General features: G+C 58.9%; 14 protein-coding genes. 9 read left to right on the top strand and 5 right to left on the bottom strand.

Going from position 1 to position 15,311, the window contains the following annotated elements:
* The first annotated feature begins 153 nt into the window (after nt 1-153).
* The 3 genes from ACFOOP_RS13700 to purN all read left to right on the top strand — a co-directional run bounded on the left by ACFOOP_RS13700 (nt 154) and on the right by purN (nt 3,174).
* Nucleotides 154-1,410 (top strand): serine hydrolase domain-containing protein, encoded by a 1,257-nt coding sequence (locus ACFOOP_RS13700; RefSeq protein WP_379881681.1) that lies wholly within the window; start codon nt 154-156, stop codon nt 1,408-1,410.
* 91 nt (nt 1,411-1,501) lie between these two features.
* A complete protein-coding gene (gene purM / locus ACFOOP_RS13695) occupies nt 1,502-2,509 on the top strand; it encodes a phosphoribosylformylglycinamidine cyclo-ligase (RefSeq protein WP_379881680.1) in 1,008 nt (335 codons plus the stop codon).
* Nucleotides 2,509-3,174, top strand: a complete 666-nt coding sequence (gene purN, locus ACFOOP_RS13690) for a phosphoribosylglycinamide formyltransferase (protein WP_379881679.1) — start codon at nt 2,509-2,511, stop codon at nt 3,172-3,174. The genes purM and purN overlap by 1 nt, the downstream gene beginning before the upstream one ends.
* Here purN and ACFOOP_RS13685 read toward each other — a convergent pair.
* Both ACFOOP_RS13685 and ACFOOP_RS13680 read right to left on the bottom strand, forming a co-directional pair.
* Nucleotides 3,143-4,108: an O-fucosyltransferase family protein gene (locus tag ACFOOP_RS13685; RefSeq protein ID WP_379881678.1), complete on the bottom strand. Its 966-nt coding sequence runs from the start codon at nt 4,106-4,108 to the stop codon at nt 3,143-3,145. The genes purN and ACFOOP_RS13685 overlap by 32 nt on opposite strands.
* A gap of 45 nt (nt 4,109-4,153) precedes the next feature.
* The gene (locus ACFOOP_RS13680; RefSeq protein WP_379881677.1) at nt 4,154-4,936 is read right to left on the bottom strand and encodes a DUF1499 domain-containing protein; all 783 of its coding nucleotides are present in this window, start codon (nt 4,934-4,936) and stop codon (nt 4,154-4,156) included.
* A 184-nt stretch (nt 4,937-5,120) separates the two neighbouring features.
* Here ACFOOP_RS13680 and ACFOOP_RS13675 point away from each other — a divergent pair, with 184 nt between their 5' ends.
* Together ACFOOP_RS13675 and ACFOOP_RS13670 are read left to right on the top strand one after the other, a co-directional pair.
* Nucleotides 5,121-5,999, top strand: coding sequence for a dienelactone hydrolase family protein (locus ACFOOP_RS13675; protein ID WP_379881676.1), 879 nt, complete (start codon nt 5,121-5,123; stop codon nt 5,997-5,999).
* Nucleotides 6,000-6,068: 69 nt separating this feature from the next.
* Nucleotides 6,069-6,386: a polyhydroxyalkanoic acid system family protein gene (locus tag ACFOOP_RS13670; RefSeq protein ID WP_379881675.1), complete on the top strand. Its 318-nt coding sequence runs from the start codon at nt 6,069-6,071 to the stop codon at nt 6,384-6,386.
* A gap of 35 nt (nt 6,387-6,421) precedes the next feature.
* Here the strand turns inward: ACFOOP_RS13670 and ACFOOP_RS13665 are convergent, their stop codons facing one another.
* Together ACFOOP_RS13665 and ACFOOP_RS13660 are read right to left on the bottom strand one after the other, a co-directional pair.
* Nucleotides 6,422-7,795 carry an amidohydrolase gene (locus ACFOOP_RS13665; protein ID WP_379881674.1) on the bottom strand — a complete coding sequence of 458 codons (1,374 nt, stop codon included), beginning with the start codon at nt 7,793-7,795 and terminating at the stop codon, nt 6,422-6,424.
* Nucleotides 7,796-7,809: 14 nt separating this feature from the next.
* Nucleotides 7,810-9,423: an amidohydrolase family protein gene (locus tag ACFOOP_RS13660; protein ID WP_379881673.1), complete on the bottom strand. Its 1,614-nt coding sequence runs from the start codon at nt 9,421-9,423 to the stop codon at nt 7,810-7,812.
* An 80-nt stretch (nt 9,424-9,503) separates the two neighbouring features.
* Here ACFOOP_RS13660 and ACFOOP_RS13655 point away from each other — a divergent pair, with 80 nt between their 5' ends.
* The gene (locus tag ACFOOP_RS13655) at nt 9,504-10,523 is read left to right on the top strand and encodes a VIT1/CCC1 transporter family protein (RefSeq protein ID WP_379881672.1); all 1,020 of its coding nucleotides are present in this window, start codon (nt 9,504-9,506) and stop codon (nt 10,521-10,523) included.
* Here the strand turns inward: ACFOOP_RS13655 and ACFOOP_RS13650 are convergent.
* Nucleotides 10,520-11,497 carry an SDR family NAD(P)-dependent oxidoreductase gene (locus ACFOOP_RS13650; RefSeq protein ID WP_379881671.1) on the bottom strand — a complete coding sequence of 326 codons (978 nt, stop codon included), beginning with the start codon at nt 11,495-11,497 and terminating at the stop codon, nt 10,520-10,522. The two genes, ACFOOP_RS13655 and ACFOOP_RS13650, sit on opposite strands and share 4 nt — an antisense overlap.
* Before the next feature lie 188 nt (nt 11,498-11,685).
* On the opposite strand from ACFOOP_RS13650, the gene ACFOOP_RS13645 reads away from it, so the two are divergent.
* The 3 genes from ACFOOP_RS13645 (at nt 11,686) to ACFOOP_RS13635 (ending at nt 15,283) form a co-directional block, all read left to right on the top strand.
* Nucleotides 11,686-12,063, top strand: coding sequence for a BlaI/MecI/CopY family transcriptional regulator (locus ACFOOP_RS13645; RefSeq protein WP_379881670.1), 378 nt, complete (start codon nt 11,686-11,688; stop codon nt 12,061-12,063).
* On the top strand, nt 12,050-13,693 hold the full coding sequence (locus ACFOOP_RS13640; RefSeq protein ID WP_379881669.1) for a M56 family metallopeptidase: 1,644 nt from the start codon (nt 12,050-12,052) through the stop codon (nt 13,691-13,693). The genes ACFOOP_RS13645 and ACFOOP_RS13640 overlap by 14 nt, the downstream gene beginning before the upstream one ends.
* A 63-nt stretch (nt 13,694-13,756) precedes the next feature.
* Nucleotides 13,757-15,283, top strand: coding sequence for a serine hydrolase domain-containing protein (locus ACFOOP_RS13635; protein ID WP_379881668.1), 1,527 nt, complete (start codon nt 13,757-13,759; stop codon nt 15,281-15,283).
* The last annotated feature ends 28 nt before the right edge of the window (nt 15,284-15,311 follow it).

The following is a 15,311-nucleotide window of genomic DNA, read 5'->3' as shown; positions in this document are numbered from 1 at the left end:
GCGGCTGTTTATAGCCGGGCCCGCCCTGGGAAACGACCCCGCCAGCGCCTGTCTTGACGATATTTCAGGGATGATTTCCCAATATGGGCGGCGCTTGACGGGCTTGCGCCACGCCCAGCATAAAACCGGAGGGGGCAGATGATGGAGTTGCGTATGATGAAATGGCTGTCCTTGCTGCTGATTGCGGGAATCACCTGCCTCTCCCCAGCCGCCGCACGAGACGGCGCAGGCGACGGCGCCCCGACCGCGCTGACGCCCTTCGCGCCCTTGAGCCTTGAGGACAGCCAGCTCGACCAGCTTGACGACGCCCTTCAGCGCGCCATGGACTCCGGCGATTTTGTCGGCCTCGCTGTGGCTGTCGTGCGAAACGGCGAAACGAAATTCCTGAAAACATATGGTGTAAAGGAAATCGGCGGCGATGACGCGGTCACGCCGGACACGCTGTTTCGCATCGCCTCCCTGTCAAAGGGGTTTGCGTCGAGCCTGACCGGGCTTGCCGTCAGCGAAGGAAAATTATCGCTCGACGCGCATGCGACCGATTTTGCCCCGACGCTGGCCCTGGCGGGCGGCGCGGAGAAATCCCTGACGCTTTCCCATCTTCTCAGCCAGCGCACCGGTCTGCCGCCAAACGCCTATGACAACCTTCTGGAGGCGGGCGTGCCGCCGGAAAAGATCCTGCCGCAATATCGCAAGGTGAAACCGATCTGCGGCGTCGGCAAATGCTACACCTATCAAAACATCACTTACGACATCGCCGGGCGCGCGGTTTCGGCGGCTTATGGCGAACCCTATGCCGATCTCGTCGCAGAGCGCTTGTTCACGCCGCTCGGCATGCAGACCGCTTCCATCGGGTCTGCGGGCCTGACCAGAACCGGCGACTGGGCGCGCCCGCATTTGCGTGACAGGCAAAAGTCAAAAGACGCGCCGCCCAATCCCTGGCATGTGGTTCCCGTGAAAGAACCCTATTACGGAACGCCCGCCGCCGGCGGGGTCAACGCCTCCATAACCGACATGACGCAATGGCTGAAAGCCCAAATGGGCGAGGCGCCGGAAGTGCTCTCGCCGGCAGTGCTCGATCTGATACACAGCCCGCAGGTGAACACGCCATCAGAGACACGGCGGATGCGCTCTGTCCTGCAGAATTTGGCGTCATCGCAATACGCCTATGGCTGGCGCGTCTATGACTATGGGGGCAAGCGCGTCATCGCTCATGGCGGGTCCGTTGACGGTTATGGCGCCCAAATCGCTTTCATCCCGGAGTTGAACGCCGGCATCGTTGTCCTCGCCAATACGCGCACCAGACGCATGTGGAGCATTGCGCCGATGTTTCTGGACCTGACCCTCAGCCAGCCCCGGCGGGACTGGCTGGCGCTGGAGGATATGGATACGGTCTTCGCCGGATCGCAGTAACGGCCACATCGTCCTCGCCCAGCTTGTCTGGGGAGCCAACCCTGCGTAGGAAGACGCCAACCCCTAGGCCCCGATAAAGGACATCCGGTCCATGAGCGAAGCGTATAAAAAGGCGGGCGTCGATATCGACGCAGGTGAACGGCTGGTGGATGCCATCGGCCCGCTGGCCAAGGCGACGGCGCGCCCCGGCGCGGACGCCGCGCTTGGCGGATTCGGCGGGCTGTTCGATCTCAAGGCTGCAGGCTTCAATGATCCTATTCTTGTTTCCGGCACGGATGGCGTTGGCACCAAACTCAAGGTCGCTTTTGAAACCGGCCTGCATGACACCATCGGGTCCGATCTCGTCGCCATGTGCGTCAATGACGTTCTGGCGCAAGGCGCGGAGCCGCTCTTCTTTCTCGACTATTTTGCGACCGGCAAACTGGATGAAGACACCGCCGCGCGTGTCGTCGCGGGGATCGCGCGCGCCTGCGCCGAAGCAGGCTGCGCCCTGATCGGCGGTGAAACTGCGGAAATGCCGGGCATGTATGGGCCGGGCGAATACGACCTCGCCGGGTTTTGCGTCGGGGCTGCAGAACGCAACCGGTTGTTGCCGCGAAAAGTTTCCGCCGGCGATGTGATGATCGGCCTCGCCTCCTCCGGCGCCCATTCAAACGGTTACTCGCTTATTCGCAAGATCGCTGCGGACGCTGGCGTAAAATACGATGCGACCGCGCCATTCGACGCGTCAAAAACGCTTGGCGAAGCGCTGATCGAACCAACGCGTATCTATGTGAAAAGCATTCTCGGCCTTCTCGACGATGAAGACTTCAAAGCCTTCGCGCATATCACCGGCGGCGGTCTCACCGACAACACACCGCGAGTGCTGACGGATGATCTCGCGCCACGCTTCGACGATGGCGCGCTGACCCTGCCGCCGCTGTTCCAATGGCTGAAGGACGCTGGCGGCCTTTCTGATGAGGAAATGCGGCGCACCTTTAATTGCGGCATTGGCGGCGTGGTCGTCTGTTCGCCGAAAGCCGTTGAGGCGACATTGGCGCGCCTGACGGCCTCCGGCGAAACGGCTCACATCATCGGCGACATTGTGAGCGCTGCGTAATGGCTAAGGCGCGCATCGCAATCCTTATCTCTGGCCGTGGCACAAATATGCAGGCCTTGATCGACGCGGCCCGCGATCCGGACTACCCGGCCGAAATCGCCCTTGTGATCTCGAACCGCCCGAAAGCGGCCGGCCTCGACAAGGCCGGAGAGGAAGGCATCCAGCGCGAAGTCATCAACCACAAGGATTTCAAAACCCGCGAAGATTTCGACGCGGCGCTCAATGACGCGTTGAAAACAGCGAAGATCGATTTTGTCTGTCTCGCTGGTTTCATGCGGGTGCTTACCGGCGGCTTCGCCAGCGATTGGCGCGGCCGGCTCATCAATATTCATCCATCATTGTTGCCTTCCTTCGAAGGCTTGCATGTGCATGAACGCATGATCGAGGCCGGCGTTAAGCTTGCTGGCTGCACGGTCCATTTTGTTTCGGCGGAAGTGGATTCAGGACCGATCATCGGTCAGGCGGCTGTGCCCGTTCTCCCCGGCGACGACGCCGAAAAGCTTGCGGCGCGCATACTCAAGGAAGAACACAGACTTTATCCCGCCTGCCTCCGCCTACTGGTTGAAGGCAAGGCGCGGCTGACCGGCGCAACTGTCACGTATGACGAAAGCATCACCGCCAGCGGCGCCCTGATCAATCCGCCAATCGAGCAAGCGGGCGGGTAAGCGGCAAGGTATTCGGCGCTGCGCCAAGGTCCTCTTCGAGCTTGAGCCAAAACGGATAACGCGACTTCGCCGTCAGGATTGGCGTGCGCCCGATCAAAGCGGCGACCAGCGAAAAAGTGGACGCGCGATTGCTCTGCGCGATGGCGTCGCATTTCGAGAGACAAAGCAGATCTATCATCGCGCTCGACAGCGACGTCCGGCGTAGACTTTGAAGGTGTTGCAGGGGTTCGCTATCCGGCCCCTTGCGCCTTAGCGCCTTTGGCGCGCTACGGGCGATAGCGCTCTCCACATTTTGCGCTTCAAACTCATCATCGGCAAAAACCGCAAAGGCGCATTTGCTCCGTGCAGTACAAAAACCGCGTAGCGCTGATGTTAAATGGGCGTTTTCATATGCGCGCAGCAGCGGCGACGGCGCGAGACCGTAAAGTGCCGTCAGAAGCACCGGCAGTTCCCGATTGAGGCCGGATTTGCGCATCAGGAAATCGCGAAATTGCTGTCGATGCTGCGCCGTGCGGTCCGTCCGCCGCACATGGATTCCAGCCAGCGGCGCCTCACCTTGCGCGACACGCCAATCTGTCGCAGCGCCGATATGGGCTTCATGAAAGACGAGCCCGTCAAGCGCAGCGATCAGTCTCGCGCTGAATGTCGCGCGAGAGAAATCAAGACCAAGTTCTTCGCGAAAAATCTCGAAAATTTCATAGGGCTCCCAGCCGGTTTGAATGACACTGGCATCATCAGGCGCCGCCTCCGCCGGAGCAAATAAATCCGTTGCGATGAAAACGTCTTCATAGTCACCCGGACAGGACTCGTCATTGCTCCAGATGAAACGCACCGGGGTTTCGCCAGCGCAGGCGCGCACAGCCGCAAGCGCCATGATGCGGTTACCGAGACCGCATATGGGACCAGCCCACCAGATTGGAGATTGCGCCGTCATCAAAAGTCCGCCGTCTTGTCAACGGCGAACCCGTCTGACTGCCCGTCAGGATGTGGCCGATTCGAGCTTTTCGAAAAACGCCCGCACGCGCGCCGCATTGGCGCCGAGATCCGAACCTCCGACACGCGATTTGGAGCGCACATTGACAATCGTCATGGAGCCCTCCGGCGTCAGCCGCACAACAAAGTCGTCGACAAAGCCAAACCACTTTGACGTGTAGGCGGCCTCTAGCAGCCAGCCGTCATCGGTAAGCGTTTCGTCGAGCATTTCCATATTCATGTCGCTGAGAATAACCCGCACAATTTCCGCCGTCTCATCGAGGCTGGCATTGACCTTGCGCGGCGTCAGATCCGGAAATGCCTCTTCCTGCGCTTCGCGCACGGTCTTTTCGGAATTCGGCACCAGATTGCCGCCGACATATTCCGGCGGATTGATCCGCTCTTTGTCAGCGCCAGCGATAATCTGCGGTGGATTATCAAAATCCGTGGTGATGTCGTGAATGAATGGATTGGCTTCAAAGTCCGCGCGCATTTTCAAGGGAACCTGTCCCGCTGCAAAAGCGGCGACAGCAGCGGCGATGGCGAAGAGACCAATCCCGCGCGCGCTCATGAACAGGCTCGCGATGCCTGTAATCCCTGCGAGCGCCGCAACAGTAAACAGCGGCGGCACGCCGACTGGACCAACCTCCACCGGCGCCGACACTTTACGAATGAGGCTCAACCCCTCGCCCCAGGTCCACCAGCCCATTTGTGATCCCGGTCCGGCGAGCGCGATCGCCAAGGCGCAACCCAGCGCCGCCAAGCCTAGTAGCAATGTCAGAATTCTCATCAAACGCCCCTTGATACGTTTCCAGCCCCGCATGAGATATAGCGCAACCGCAACCTGATTGCACCCATCGCCCGGCGAATGGCCGTAGGGGTGGAAAGCTCCAAATTTGCAGGCTGCACGCCCTTGCGATAGCGTTAGGGCCACATCTTTCACGCGATTTTTACCTAGAGGGAGCGGCCGCAACATGTGTGATGACAACACCGTCGCCGAGAATGAAGCCTATCTGAAAAAGGCGGGACGCCTGTCCCGGCGCGATTTCACAACACTGGCCGCCGGCGCGGGCGCTGCAATAATTCTACCGGCGCCTGCGAACGCCATGTCGGTGGAAGCGAGTAATGTCACCATCCAAACGCTCGATGGCGAGGCCGACGGTTATTTCATTCACCCCACCAAAGGAAAAAATCCCGGCGTCATCATCTGGCCGGATATTATGGGCATTCGCCCGGCCTTTCGGCAAATGGGAGAGCGCCTCGCCCAGTCCGGTTATTCCGTACTCGTTGTAAATCCCTATTACCGCACAGCCAAAGGCGACGTCATAGAAGAAGGCGAAAGCTTCAGCGATCCGGCGGTGCGCGAGCGCCTGCTGCCTCATGCGCGTTCGTTATCGCCGGAAACCACGGTGACCGACGGACAGGCGTTCGTCGCGTTTCTGGATGAAAGCAAAACAGTCGACAAAAAACGCAAGATTGGCGTCACCGGCTATTGCATGACCGGATCGTTCGCCATGCGCTGCGCAGCGGCGATGCCGGATCGCATTGGCGCTATCGGCTCGTTCCATGGCGGCGGCCTCGCGACGGATGAGCCAACAAGTCCGCACCTACTCATCCCGCAAATGAAAGCAGGCGCGCTGATCGCCATCGCAGAAAATGACGATGAGCGCGATCCGGATGCGAAGGTGAAATTGCGCGAGGCCTATGACGCTGCCGGCCTCCCCGCAAAGATCGAAGTCTATGAAGGCGCAATGCATGGCTGGTGCCCCCCGGATTCGCGGGTCTACAATCATGCCCAGGCCGAACACGCCTGGTCGCATCTCCTGACGCTGTTTGCAGACGCCCTCGCCTGAGGCCTTTCCAGCAGTTGAAACACAAGGACCGGATCACCATTTCACTGGACTCCAGCGAAAGGAGCGCACATGGCCCGGCCAGTGACCGTCACGATCTCTCACGACCTCGGCAAGCAGGGCGCGAGAGCGCGCATCAATGACGGGTTCGATCAATTGAAAACGTCAATGACCAACGGGCTCATGTTCAGGTTCACGCAGGAATGGTCGAGCGAGGACACGCTTTCCTTTACGGCGAAAGGCCTCGGACAGACGATCACCGGCACAATCGATGTGTTTCCGGCGCATGTGCGGATCACGGCGACACTACCCGGCTTGCTTGCATCACTCGCTGAAACCATCAGCGGCAAGATTGAAAAACAGGGCCAGATTTTGCTGGAGCACAAATAAGTCTTTGCTCCAGCTTTGTGTACGGTTTCTGAGGATTACTCCCCGAACAACTCCAGCGCGCCGGCCGTCATTGCGGTGACGCCGGTTTTGAGCGCTGGTTCCGGCTGCGGCGCATAAAAGGGAGAGTGGTTCGCCGGAGGCATCGGCCCCTTGCCTTCCTGCCCCGCCTTGAACGCCTTCGGGTCAGCGGAGCCGGTCCAGAAAATCACGGTGGGAATGTCTTCGACCGTGCGCCCGAAGCGGGAGAAATCCTCGCCGCCCATGCTGGCCGCGCGTTCATAAACATGCTCCTCTCCAATGTGGCCGGCGATCGCCGACATCACGCGTGCGGTCATCTCCTCATCATTATAGGTCGCGGGCGTGTAATCCTTGGCGTATTTCACTTCCGGCATCAGGTCTTCAGGCAAGCCCGCCGATTGCGCCTGCGCGATTGCGATGCGTTCGATACCATCGAGCAGGGTCTTACGCACATCGTCGGAGTAAGAGCGTACTGTAATTTTCAAATGCGCTTCGTCGGGAATGATATTGTGTTTGTAGCCTGACTGAAACGAACCGACCGTAACAACGCCTGCATCCTGCGGATTTAACTCGCGGCTGACGAGCGTTTGCAGCGCATTGACAATCTGCGATCCGATCATCACCGGGTCCTTGCCCATATGCGGCGCAGAGCCATGGGCACCGACGCCTTTCACGATAATATCGACGCTATCCACATTGGCGAGCGCCCAGCCGGGTGTGTAGGTGACGTCCCATGACGCGTCCCAGCCCGATGTATGCGTCGCAAGAATGTAGTCCGGCTTGGGAAATTTCTTGAACAAGCCGTCCTCAAGCATCGCGAGGGCGCCATAGCCGATTTCCTCCGCAGGCTGACCGATCAGCACCAGCGTGCCGGACCACTGGTCCTTCATGGCGGCGAGCCGACGGGCCGTGCCGATCAGGATCGCCATATGGCTGTCATGCGCGCAGGCATGCATTACCGGCGCGGTCTGGCCTGTATAATCTTGTGAAACAACTTTCGAGGCGTAAGGAAGGCCGGTTTTTTCCTCCAGCGGCAGCGCGTCCATGTCAGCGCGCAGCATCACGGTCGGCCCCTCGCCATTTTCCATGACCGCGACAAGGCCATAACCGCCAACGCCGTCCAACACCTCGCCCGTTTCGGCTTTGGCCTTGGCTTTTGTCCATTTGTCGCCGACGCCCGTCGTGACCGTGAAGCCCAACCCCTCAAGTTCCGAGGTCATGCGTTTGGCGCTCTCACTCTCTTTGAACGAAAGCTCCGGATTTTCGTGGAAGTGCTTGTAAAGATTGAAGACATAGTCGTAGTCCTCGGCCACCGCATCAGCGAGCTCGTCAGCCTGGGCGGCCCCGGTCAGCGCAAAGACCGCAGCGGCGGAAAGCAGAAATTTTTTCATTTTTGTCCTCAATTTCATTGTAACTCAAAATCAACCACGGGCATGGGGCCAGGCGCTACGCCGCGGCGCTCTTTCTCCCCGGCGACCATAGATTTAATTTCATCGCGCAGCATCGCTCCCTCATAGACGACGCCATTCTTGACCACATAGTCAACGCCGCCGACCTGAACGGGACGATTGGTCTCGGGATCGAGCTTCACATGCCCCGTGGCGTACAGCACTTTCAGATTGGCGAGTGGGTTTTCCTTCACGATGACGAGGTCAGCGCGCTTACCCACCTGAATGGAACCTGTTTCACTTTCGACGCCTAGAATTTTTGCGCCGTCCAGTGTCGCCGCCTTGATGACTTCAAGCGGATGAAACCCCGCCTCACGCAGCATCTCCATCTCTTCAACGAACCCGAAGCCGTAGGTGGAATAGATATAGCCCGCATCCTCACCGACGCCGACCTTGCCGCCGCGATTTTTATAGTCGTTGATAAAGCGCATCCACAGGCGATAATTTTCTTTCCACGCCGCTTCTTGTTCTGCGCCCCAGTCAAACCAGTAAGACCCGTGCGCATTACGATCGGGCGCATAGAATTTCCATAGCGTCGGCATAGTATAGTCATCATGCCAAACAGCGCGGCGTTTTCGCATCCAGTCACGGCTTGCGGAATAGATCGAGAAGGTGGGGATGATGGAAAACTCACGCTCCAACAGCGTCGACATCACCTCTTCCCAGCGATCGGTATCCGGTCCCGCCGCCTGCTTCCAGAGCTTGCCCGCGTTCTCAAACCGGTGCTGTTCGTCATTATAGTTATAATCGACTGGATAATCCTGCAGGGTCCGGTCATCGAACAGGGCTTCGGGTAAACCGTACCAGTGCTCCATCGAGCCGAGCCCATGCGCGGAGGTGTCCATAACATCCGCATGCGCCACATCGAGCTGCGCATGGTGCATGGTCGTCTTGAGGCCTTGGCGCTTCGCTTCTTCGAGACCCGCCCATAAAATCTCTTCCGGGGCGCCGAAGAATTTGACGCCGACGGCGCCGTCGCGCTTTAATTGGCGAATGCGCGCCCGCGCCTGATCGGGCGTATCCACCTCACCCGCACTCCAGCCGCGAAACACCGGATAGGGATAGATGTTCGGCGCGTCGATCTCATTTCGCGCCGAAGATCGCGCGACACCTGCGGTCCAAGCGGCGCCAGCTTCATTCCCGAGCTCGCGCACCGTCGTGATGCCATGGGCGAGCCAGAGTTTGAAAATGTAATCCGGCGGCACACCCTGCCCTGTATCCTCATTATGGATATGACCGTGCATGTTGATAAAGCCGGGCAGAAGGAACATGCCGTGGGCGTCGATTTCACGCGTTCCCGCGGGAGGCCTGCGCCCCTGATTGATCGGCAGTCCCGGCGCGCCGACGGGAACGATCCCGGTGATGCGGCCGTCCTCGACGACGACATCCATGGGACCGAAAGGCGGCGCTCCCGCCCCGTCAATCACGGTGACGCCGCGGATCACAAGCCGGTCATATGGCCCCTCACCCAGCGAACGCTCGGGCACGGACTGCGCCGACGCTGCGGCAAAGAGAACCGCGACAATCGTCGCGGCGATTGTTGTAATTCTCGCAAACTGCCTGAATATCACCCCAAAACCCCTTTTGTTTTGGCCAGTCTAACCCATTCGCCGGAAACGCAAAGCCCGGCGCCGCACGCAGGGACAAAGCTATGGCTGAAGACCATCTCGACCGCTGGAAGTCAGAAAAAACCGCCGCCTATCTGAGCGACGCCGTGGCCGACGCCGAAGCCTCTCCCGCAGGCAAAAAACTTTTCACGAGCATGGCGCAAGCCGCGGAGGAGCAGGCGGAGATCATTGCGAAAGATTTCAACCCGCCCGCCTTTTCGCCATCGCCGCGCGCGCGCCTGATCGCCCGGCTCGTCCGTTTATTTGGTCCGCGCGCCATGAGGCCCATTCTCGCCGCGGTGAAAGTGCGCGGCGTGTCTTTCTATTCGGGGCCCATCATTCGGCCGGGACATGCGATGCCGACCGATGTCGAGAAAATCGGACAGCGTCATCAAACCGGCGGCGGTTCATTGCGGGCGGCGGTGTTTGGCGTCAATGACGGGCTCATCTCAAACACTTCGCTCGTTATGGGCGTTTCCGGCGCCGCGCTTGCCGCGAATGATGTCGTGCTGACTGGCGTTGCGGGATTGCTCGCCGGCGCATTTTCGATGGCGGCGGGAGAGTATGTGTCCGTGCGGTCTCAACGGGAGATGTATGAGCATCAGATCGGACAGGAACGCGAGGAGCTGGAGCTCTATCCGGAAGAGGAAGCCGAAGAGCTGGCGCTGATTTACCATGCGCGGGGGATGGCGCTCGAAGACGCGCGAAGTTTTGCGCTGGATCTGATCAAGGATCACGATGTGGCTCTCGATGCGCTGACCCGTGAAGAGCTCGGGCTCGACCCTGATAATCTGGGTTCACCTATCGGCGCCGCCTTGTCTTCTTTTCTGGCTTTCACCTGCGGCGCGATCATTCCGCTGACACCGTTCGTCCTTGGCGCAAATGAAAACGCTGTGCTCATCGCCGCCGGCCTTGCAGGTCTGAGCCTGTTCGGCATTGGCGCTGTGCTAAGTCTCTTTTCGGGTAAAAGCGCACTCGCGGGCGGCTTACGCATGGCGGTGATCGGGGCCATGGCAGGCGGCGCAACCTATTTCATTGGTTCGCTTGTCGGGGGCGCTATTTAAGCCTCGGCAGCGAGGATCATCTCTTCGGTCATCGCCCAGAGCCGCTTTGCGTCATCATCGTCCACGGCCCATTCGGCGACATTGACCCAGCGCGGCGCCTCCGGCGTCGATATCGCCGCGATATCGCAATCCTCGCAATATTCGCCGCCGCGATTTTCCAGTAGCGGACTTGTCGCCGCCCACAGCAAAGTCGCCGCGCCTGTCGATGGCGACTTTATAAACCCTTGCGCTTCATCGGTCAGTTTTCCATTCGGCTGCTTCCACCCCATGCCGATCAGTTCCTCTTCCGTGATGTGGCGCATGATTGGCGTCAACACCGGACCAGGATGAACGGAAAAGGATTTCACCCCATCTTTGTCGCGGCGGTTATTAAGCTCCAGCGCAAAAAGGGCGTTTGCTGTTTTCGACTGCGCATAGGCGAGCCATTTGTCATAGGGCTCTTTTTTGAAATGAATGTCATCCCAGCGGATGCGGCTGCGCTTGTGCCCTACGGAAGATGTCGTCACGACGCGCGCGCCGGCGCCATTCAGCAAATACGGCATCAATTCGCGCGTGAAAACAAAATGACCAATGTGATTGACCGCAAACTGGTATTCCCAGCCCGGTCCGATGCGGGTTTCGGGACAGGCCATGACGCCCGCATTATTGAAGAGAAGATCGACGCTGTTGTGACTGTCGCCAATCTCGGCCGCCGCTTCATAAACGCTGGTCAGGTTGGCGAGATCCATCTCCACCGTAGCGATCGCGAGGCCAGCCGAGGCGAAAGCTTCATCCGCCTTACGCTTGTCACGGGCTGGCGCCACGACTTCCGCGCCCGCCAAAAGAAGCGCTTTGACCACCTCAATACCCAGGCCCGAATACCCGCCGGTCACTACCGCCGTCTTGCCGTCCAGACGGACGCCTTCCATCACTTCCGTCGCGGTCGTGTGGAGGCCGAGCCCGGTTCCGAGCGGCTTTTGATTCTTCGCGGCCATGAGAAAGCTTTCTGATACGCAAATTTATACGGTTATCATTGGAGCAGAGGCATAACGCGCGCCGTCACACGGTGCAAATCGCCCCCGCGCCAAAACGATGGTTCAGCGCGATAAAAGCTATTGACTACATGTGTAGTCCGTGAGAAGCCTACAGTTGTAGTCGTCAAGAAAGCGAGCCCGCGCCCCTCATGACCAAGCAGATCACCAGAGCAGAGTTTCAGATCATGGATGTCCTCTGGGCGGAAAGTCCGCTCGCAGCGACAACGGTCGCTGAAAGGCTCGCTGATGAAACAAGCTGGAGCCTCAAGACCGTAAAGACCCTCCTGTCCCGTCTCGTGGAAAAGGGCGCGCTTGAACACACGCCTGACGGACGCCGCTATCTCTATAGCCCCAAGGTAAGCCGCGACGCCCATGCACGGCGCGCCACACAACGCCTTGCGGACCAGCTTTTCGGCGGTCGCGCCGCGCCGCTGGTAGCCCATCTCGCAGAAAGCAAAGGCCTCACCCGCGAAGATTTGAGCGACCTTGAAACCCTGATCGAGGAGTTGAAACGTGACAGCGATTGATCTTCTCCGCTGGCTTGGCGAAACCTCGCTGGCGCTCAGCATTTTGATTGTCCTGGTGCTGATGGTCCGAAAGCCGTTTGCGCGGATGTTCGGCGCCCGCGCCGCTTACGCTTTATGGCTGGCGCCGGTCATCCGTCTTTTCCTTCCTGAATTGAAGCTGCTTCCAGCGCCGCCAGTTCAAGCGCTGGAAGTTGAGCCCGTCGCCGAACCGGCCGCGGTGACAGCTGCTCACGGCTGGGAAACAATTGTTGCGCCGCTTCCCACGAATACAGAGTTTATTACGCAGGGCTTCGACTGGCTTTCCCTTGGCGCCGGCGCGGCGCTCTTTTTATGGGCGTCTGTCGCCTTCGCCTGGTTCTGTTTTCACCTTGAACGCCAGGCCAGCTATCTGCGTGCACGCCAGGCGGATTCAACGCCCGCCTCGCCTTCGGCTACGGCAATGGCGCAGGAGATCGCCAAAGGTCTCGGACTCTCCAGAACGCCGCAATTGCGGGTCAATAATAATGACACGGACGGTCCCTGCCTCATCGGGCTTTTCAGGCCCGTGATCTTCCTGCCCGCGGGGTTTGAAACCGATTACGCCAAAGCCGAACAGCGTCTCGTCCTTGCGCATGAGCTTGCTCATGTTGCGCGGGGCGACATGGCGGCAACCCTCGCCGCGCTCGCCCTGCAGGCGGCGCACTGGCCAAATCCGCTCGCGCATCTGTTCTTTTCGGCTTTCCGCACCGATCAGGAAGCCGCCTGCGACGCCTATGTGCTCGCCCGTTGCGGCGGCGCCGAAGGCAATTACGCCGCCGCTATCTTAAAATCCGTCCGTAGGGAAATTAACGCCCCCGCCTACGGCCTCACCCTCGCCCACCCCGTCAAGGAGAGAATTATGTTGCTTAAGTCCCGCAAGAAAAGCCGCGCCCGCCTCGCCGCCGGCGCCGCGGCTGTGGCGATGTTCACCGCCGTCAGCCTCGCTGCGACCGCTTCTTATGGCTTTGCTGAAGCGCCAAAAGCGCAAGCCGGCAAAGAAATGAAAAAGAAATCCTACAGCAGAACCGTCATTTCTGTTGATAAAGGCGAAACGCTGGAAGTTCCCGGTCACGACAACGCGACGATGATTGATGTCGAACGCAAAGATGGCGTCCGCACGGTGCGTGTCTATGGGAAAAACAAGAAACTGCTCAGTGAAGACGTCTATGGGCCGGCCCAGACCATGCCTTATGATCAAGTCGTCACCGTGAAAGATGGCGAACGCCGGACGATCAATATCGATGGCGGGGAGCATCCGGCTCATCCTGCGCATCCCGTCGCGCCGATCCCGCCCGTGCCGGGGGCCGCCTATGAAGTCATCATCTCCGGCGACGCTGGCGATCACGACTTCGCCATGACCCACTGCGACGGCGGCGAAGATCTCGAAGGGCCGGTCGTGATGGAGTGGAGCAGTGATGAAGGCGATAAATCAATCACTCGCGAAGTCATCTGCATCGGCGACGGCGACAGCGCTGACCCGAAGGATCGCGCCGAACATCTGCGCAAAGCGATCGCACAGCTTGAAGACAACGCCAAACGCGAGGCTGAGCGCCGCGAGGCGATGATCGCGCGGCTGAAAGAACAGCTCAAGGAAGCTGAAAAACAGAAATAAGCCACATACAACGCATCCGAAAAAGGGCCCTACCAGGGGGCCCTTTTTTTATTTCGCCAACTTATGGGATTTCGCGACGGAAACCGCAAACTTGTCCGTTTAAGGTCAAATACGCCATTTCGGGGAGTTGGTATGAAGATACGAAGGTTGTGGCTATCGATAGTCTTCTGTGTGCTAAGCGCCCTATCGAATTCAACTCACGCCGGTGAGGCGACCGCGCAGCACCTTCTGGACTCAATTCAGGAAGTATCAGGTGTACAGGGACTAAGCGCTGCAGTCTTAGAAGACGGCGACATTATTTGGACAGGACAGTCAGGCTTTTCTGATGCTGCACGACTGGCTCCGGTGACAGAAGAAACGCAGTTTCGTATCGCCAGCGTTTCCAAACTCTTCGCAGCTGCAATTGCGCTAAAGCTCACCGAATCAGAAGTCCTGGATATTGATGAGAATATTCGCGCTTATGTTCCTGACTGGCCTGCCGATAAAGCCGAACAGATTACCTTGCGTCACTTGGCTGCGCACACCTCCGGCATCGAGCATTACACCGCAGATGACCGTTACGATCCTGACAAAGAATATTCTTCACTCAATGATTCACTTTCAATCTACGCACATAAGCCCCTGCTGTTTCAACCGGGCGATGATTACAATTACAGCTCTTACGGTTACGCGCTTATGGGCGCCGCAATCGAAAATGCGACGGGCCGGTCTTTTGAAGAGAATTTTCGCAAACAAATTGCGAACCCCCTCTCGCTCACACACACAGACATCGAACTAATTGACCAATTGCCGGCAGACGCCTCGCACCTGTTTGTTCAGTATGGAGGTGAAATCCCGCGAAATAATCAACACCATGTGGTTGGCGCGACGGGAATTCTCAGCACCGCCGCCGACCTTGTCAGATTTGCCGATGCTTACATGCGCGGTGAAATTGTCAGTCCCAAGCTTCGAGACTTTTCCCTATCCCTCGCAATGCTGAATAACGGCAAACCAGTCGCGACAGAGCGCTTCGCAATCGGCTTCGGGTGGCGCATCGGCGCAAATTGGGAGGGCGATCCTGTTGTTCATCACGCCGGGGTAACGCCCGGCGCAAGATCCATCCTCACTTACAACCGTGCCCGCAACATCGCAGCGGCGCTATTGTCGAACGCGGCATGGACGTCACGCATTGAGACCACAGGCGAACTTCTCGTAACCGCCGCCGCCGAAAAGATCGACCCTGAAACCTGCCCCACCGGTGATTGGCGCTATGATGGTGTTTTTGCATCCAATCCGGACGCGCGCCCCCAAAACGACAATGCGCGCGGCGCGATCCACATTGCTCTGGAAAGAGGTGTCTGCATGGCTGCCTTCACACCAGAGGGAGAATTAGCGTCCTGGCTGGCTGACTTCCCCGGATCAAGCCAACCGATCGAAATGAAAGCGACACTGGTGGCAGAGCGAAAGGGCGGGCTGATTTTTGCGGCGGCGATCCCATGGGGGGCCTTTCCGTTGACCTGGACTCACGGCGAGACGCCTACCCTTTCCGGCGATTTTGCAAATCGGTCTGTCAACTTCAGGCTATACCCCATCGACACAGCCCTTCCCTGAGGCCCCGGAACTCGTCTAGGCTTTTCCA

It is taken from the genome of Hyphococcus aureus, from assembly GCF_042643165.1.
Classification (GTDB): Bacteria; Pseudomonadota; Alphaproteobacteria; order Caulobacterales; family Parvularculaceae; genus Hyphococcus; species Hyphococcus aureus.
The sequence above is the reverse complement of the archived record's forward strand: the minus strand, read 5'-3'. Positions and strand labels throughout refer to the sequence as shown.

Coding starts and splice junctions, on each gene's coding strand:
- ACFOOP_RS13700 (WP_379881681.1), top strand. CDS start 154: ATGATGAAATGGCTGTCCTTGCTGCTGATTGCGGGAATCACCTGCCTC.
- purM (WP_379881680.1), top strand. CDS start 1,502: ATGAGCGAAGCGTATAAAAAGGCGGGCGTCGATATCGACGCAGGTGAA.
- purN (WP_379881679.1), top strand. CDS start 2,509: ATGGCTAAGGCGCGCATCGCAATCCTTATCTCTGGCCGTGGCACAAAT.
- ACFOOP_RS13685 (WP_379881678.1), bottom strand. CDS start 4,108: ATGACGGCGCAATCTCCAATCTGGTGGGCTGGTCCCATATGCGGTCTC.
- ACFOOP_RS13680 (WP_379881677.1), bottom strand. CDS start 4,936: ATGAGAATTCTGACATTGCTACTAGGCTTGGCGGCGCTGGGTTGCGCC.
- ACFOOP_RS13675 (WP_379881676.1), top strand. CDS start 5,121: ATGTGTGATGACAACACCGTCGCCGAGAATGAAGCCTATCTGAAAAAG.
- ACFOOP_RS13670 (WP_379881675.1), top strand. CDS start 6,069: ATGGCCCGGCCAGTGACCGTCACGATCTCTCACGACCTCGGCAAGCAG.
- ACFOOP_RS13665 (WP_379881674.1), bottom strand. CDS start 7,795: ATGAAAAAATTTCTGCTTTCCGCCGCTGCGGTCTTTGCGCTGACCGGG.
- ACFOOP_RS13655 (WP_379881672.1), top strand. CDS start 9,504: ATGGCTGAAGACCATCTCGACCGCTGGAAGTCAGAAAAAACCGCCGCC.
- ACFOOP_RS13650 (WP_379881671.1), bottom strand. CDS start 11,497: ATGGCCGCGAAGAATCAAAAGCCGCTCGGAACCGGGCTCGGCCTCCAC.
- ACFOOP_RS13645 (WP_379881670.1), top strand. CDS start 11,686: ATGACCAAGCAGATCACCAGAGCAGAGTTTCAGATCATGGATGTCCTC.
- ACFOOP_RS13635 (WP_379881668.1), top strand. CDS start 13,757: ATGGGATTTCGCGACGGAAACCGCAAACTTGTCCGTTTAAGGTCAAAT.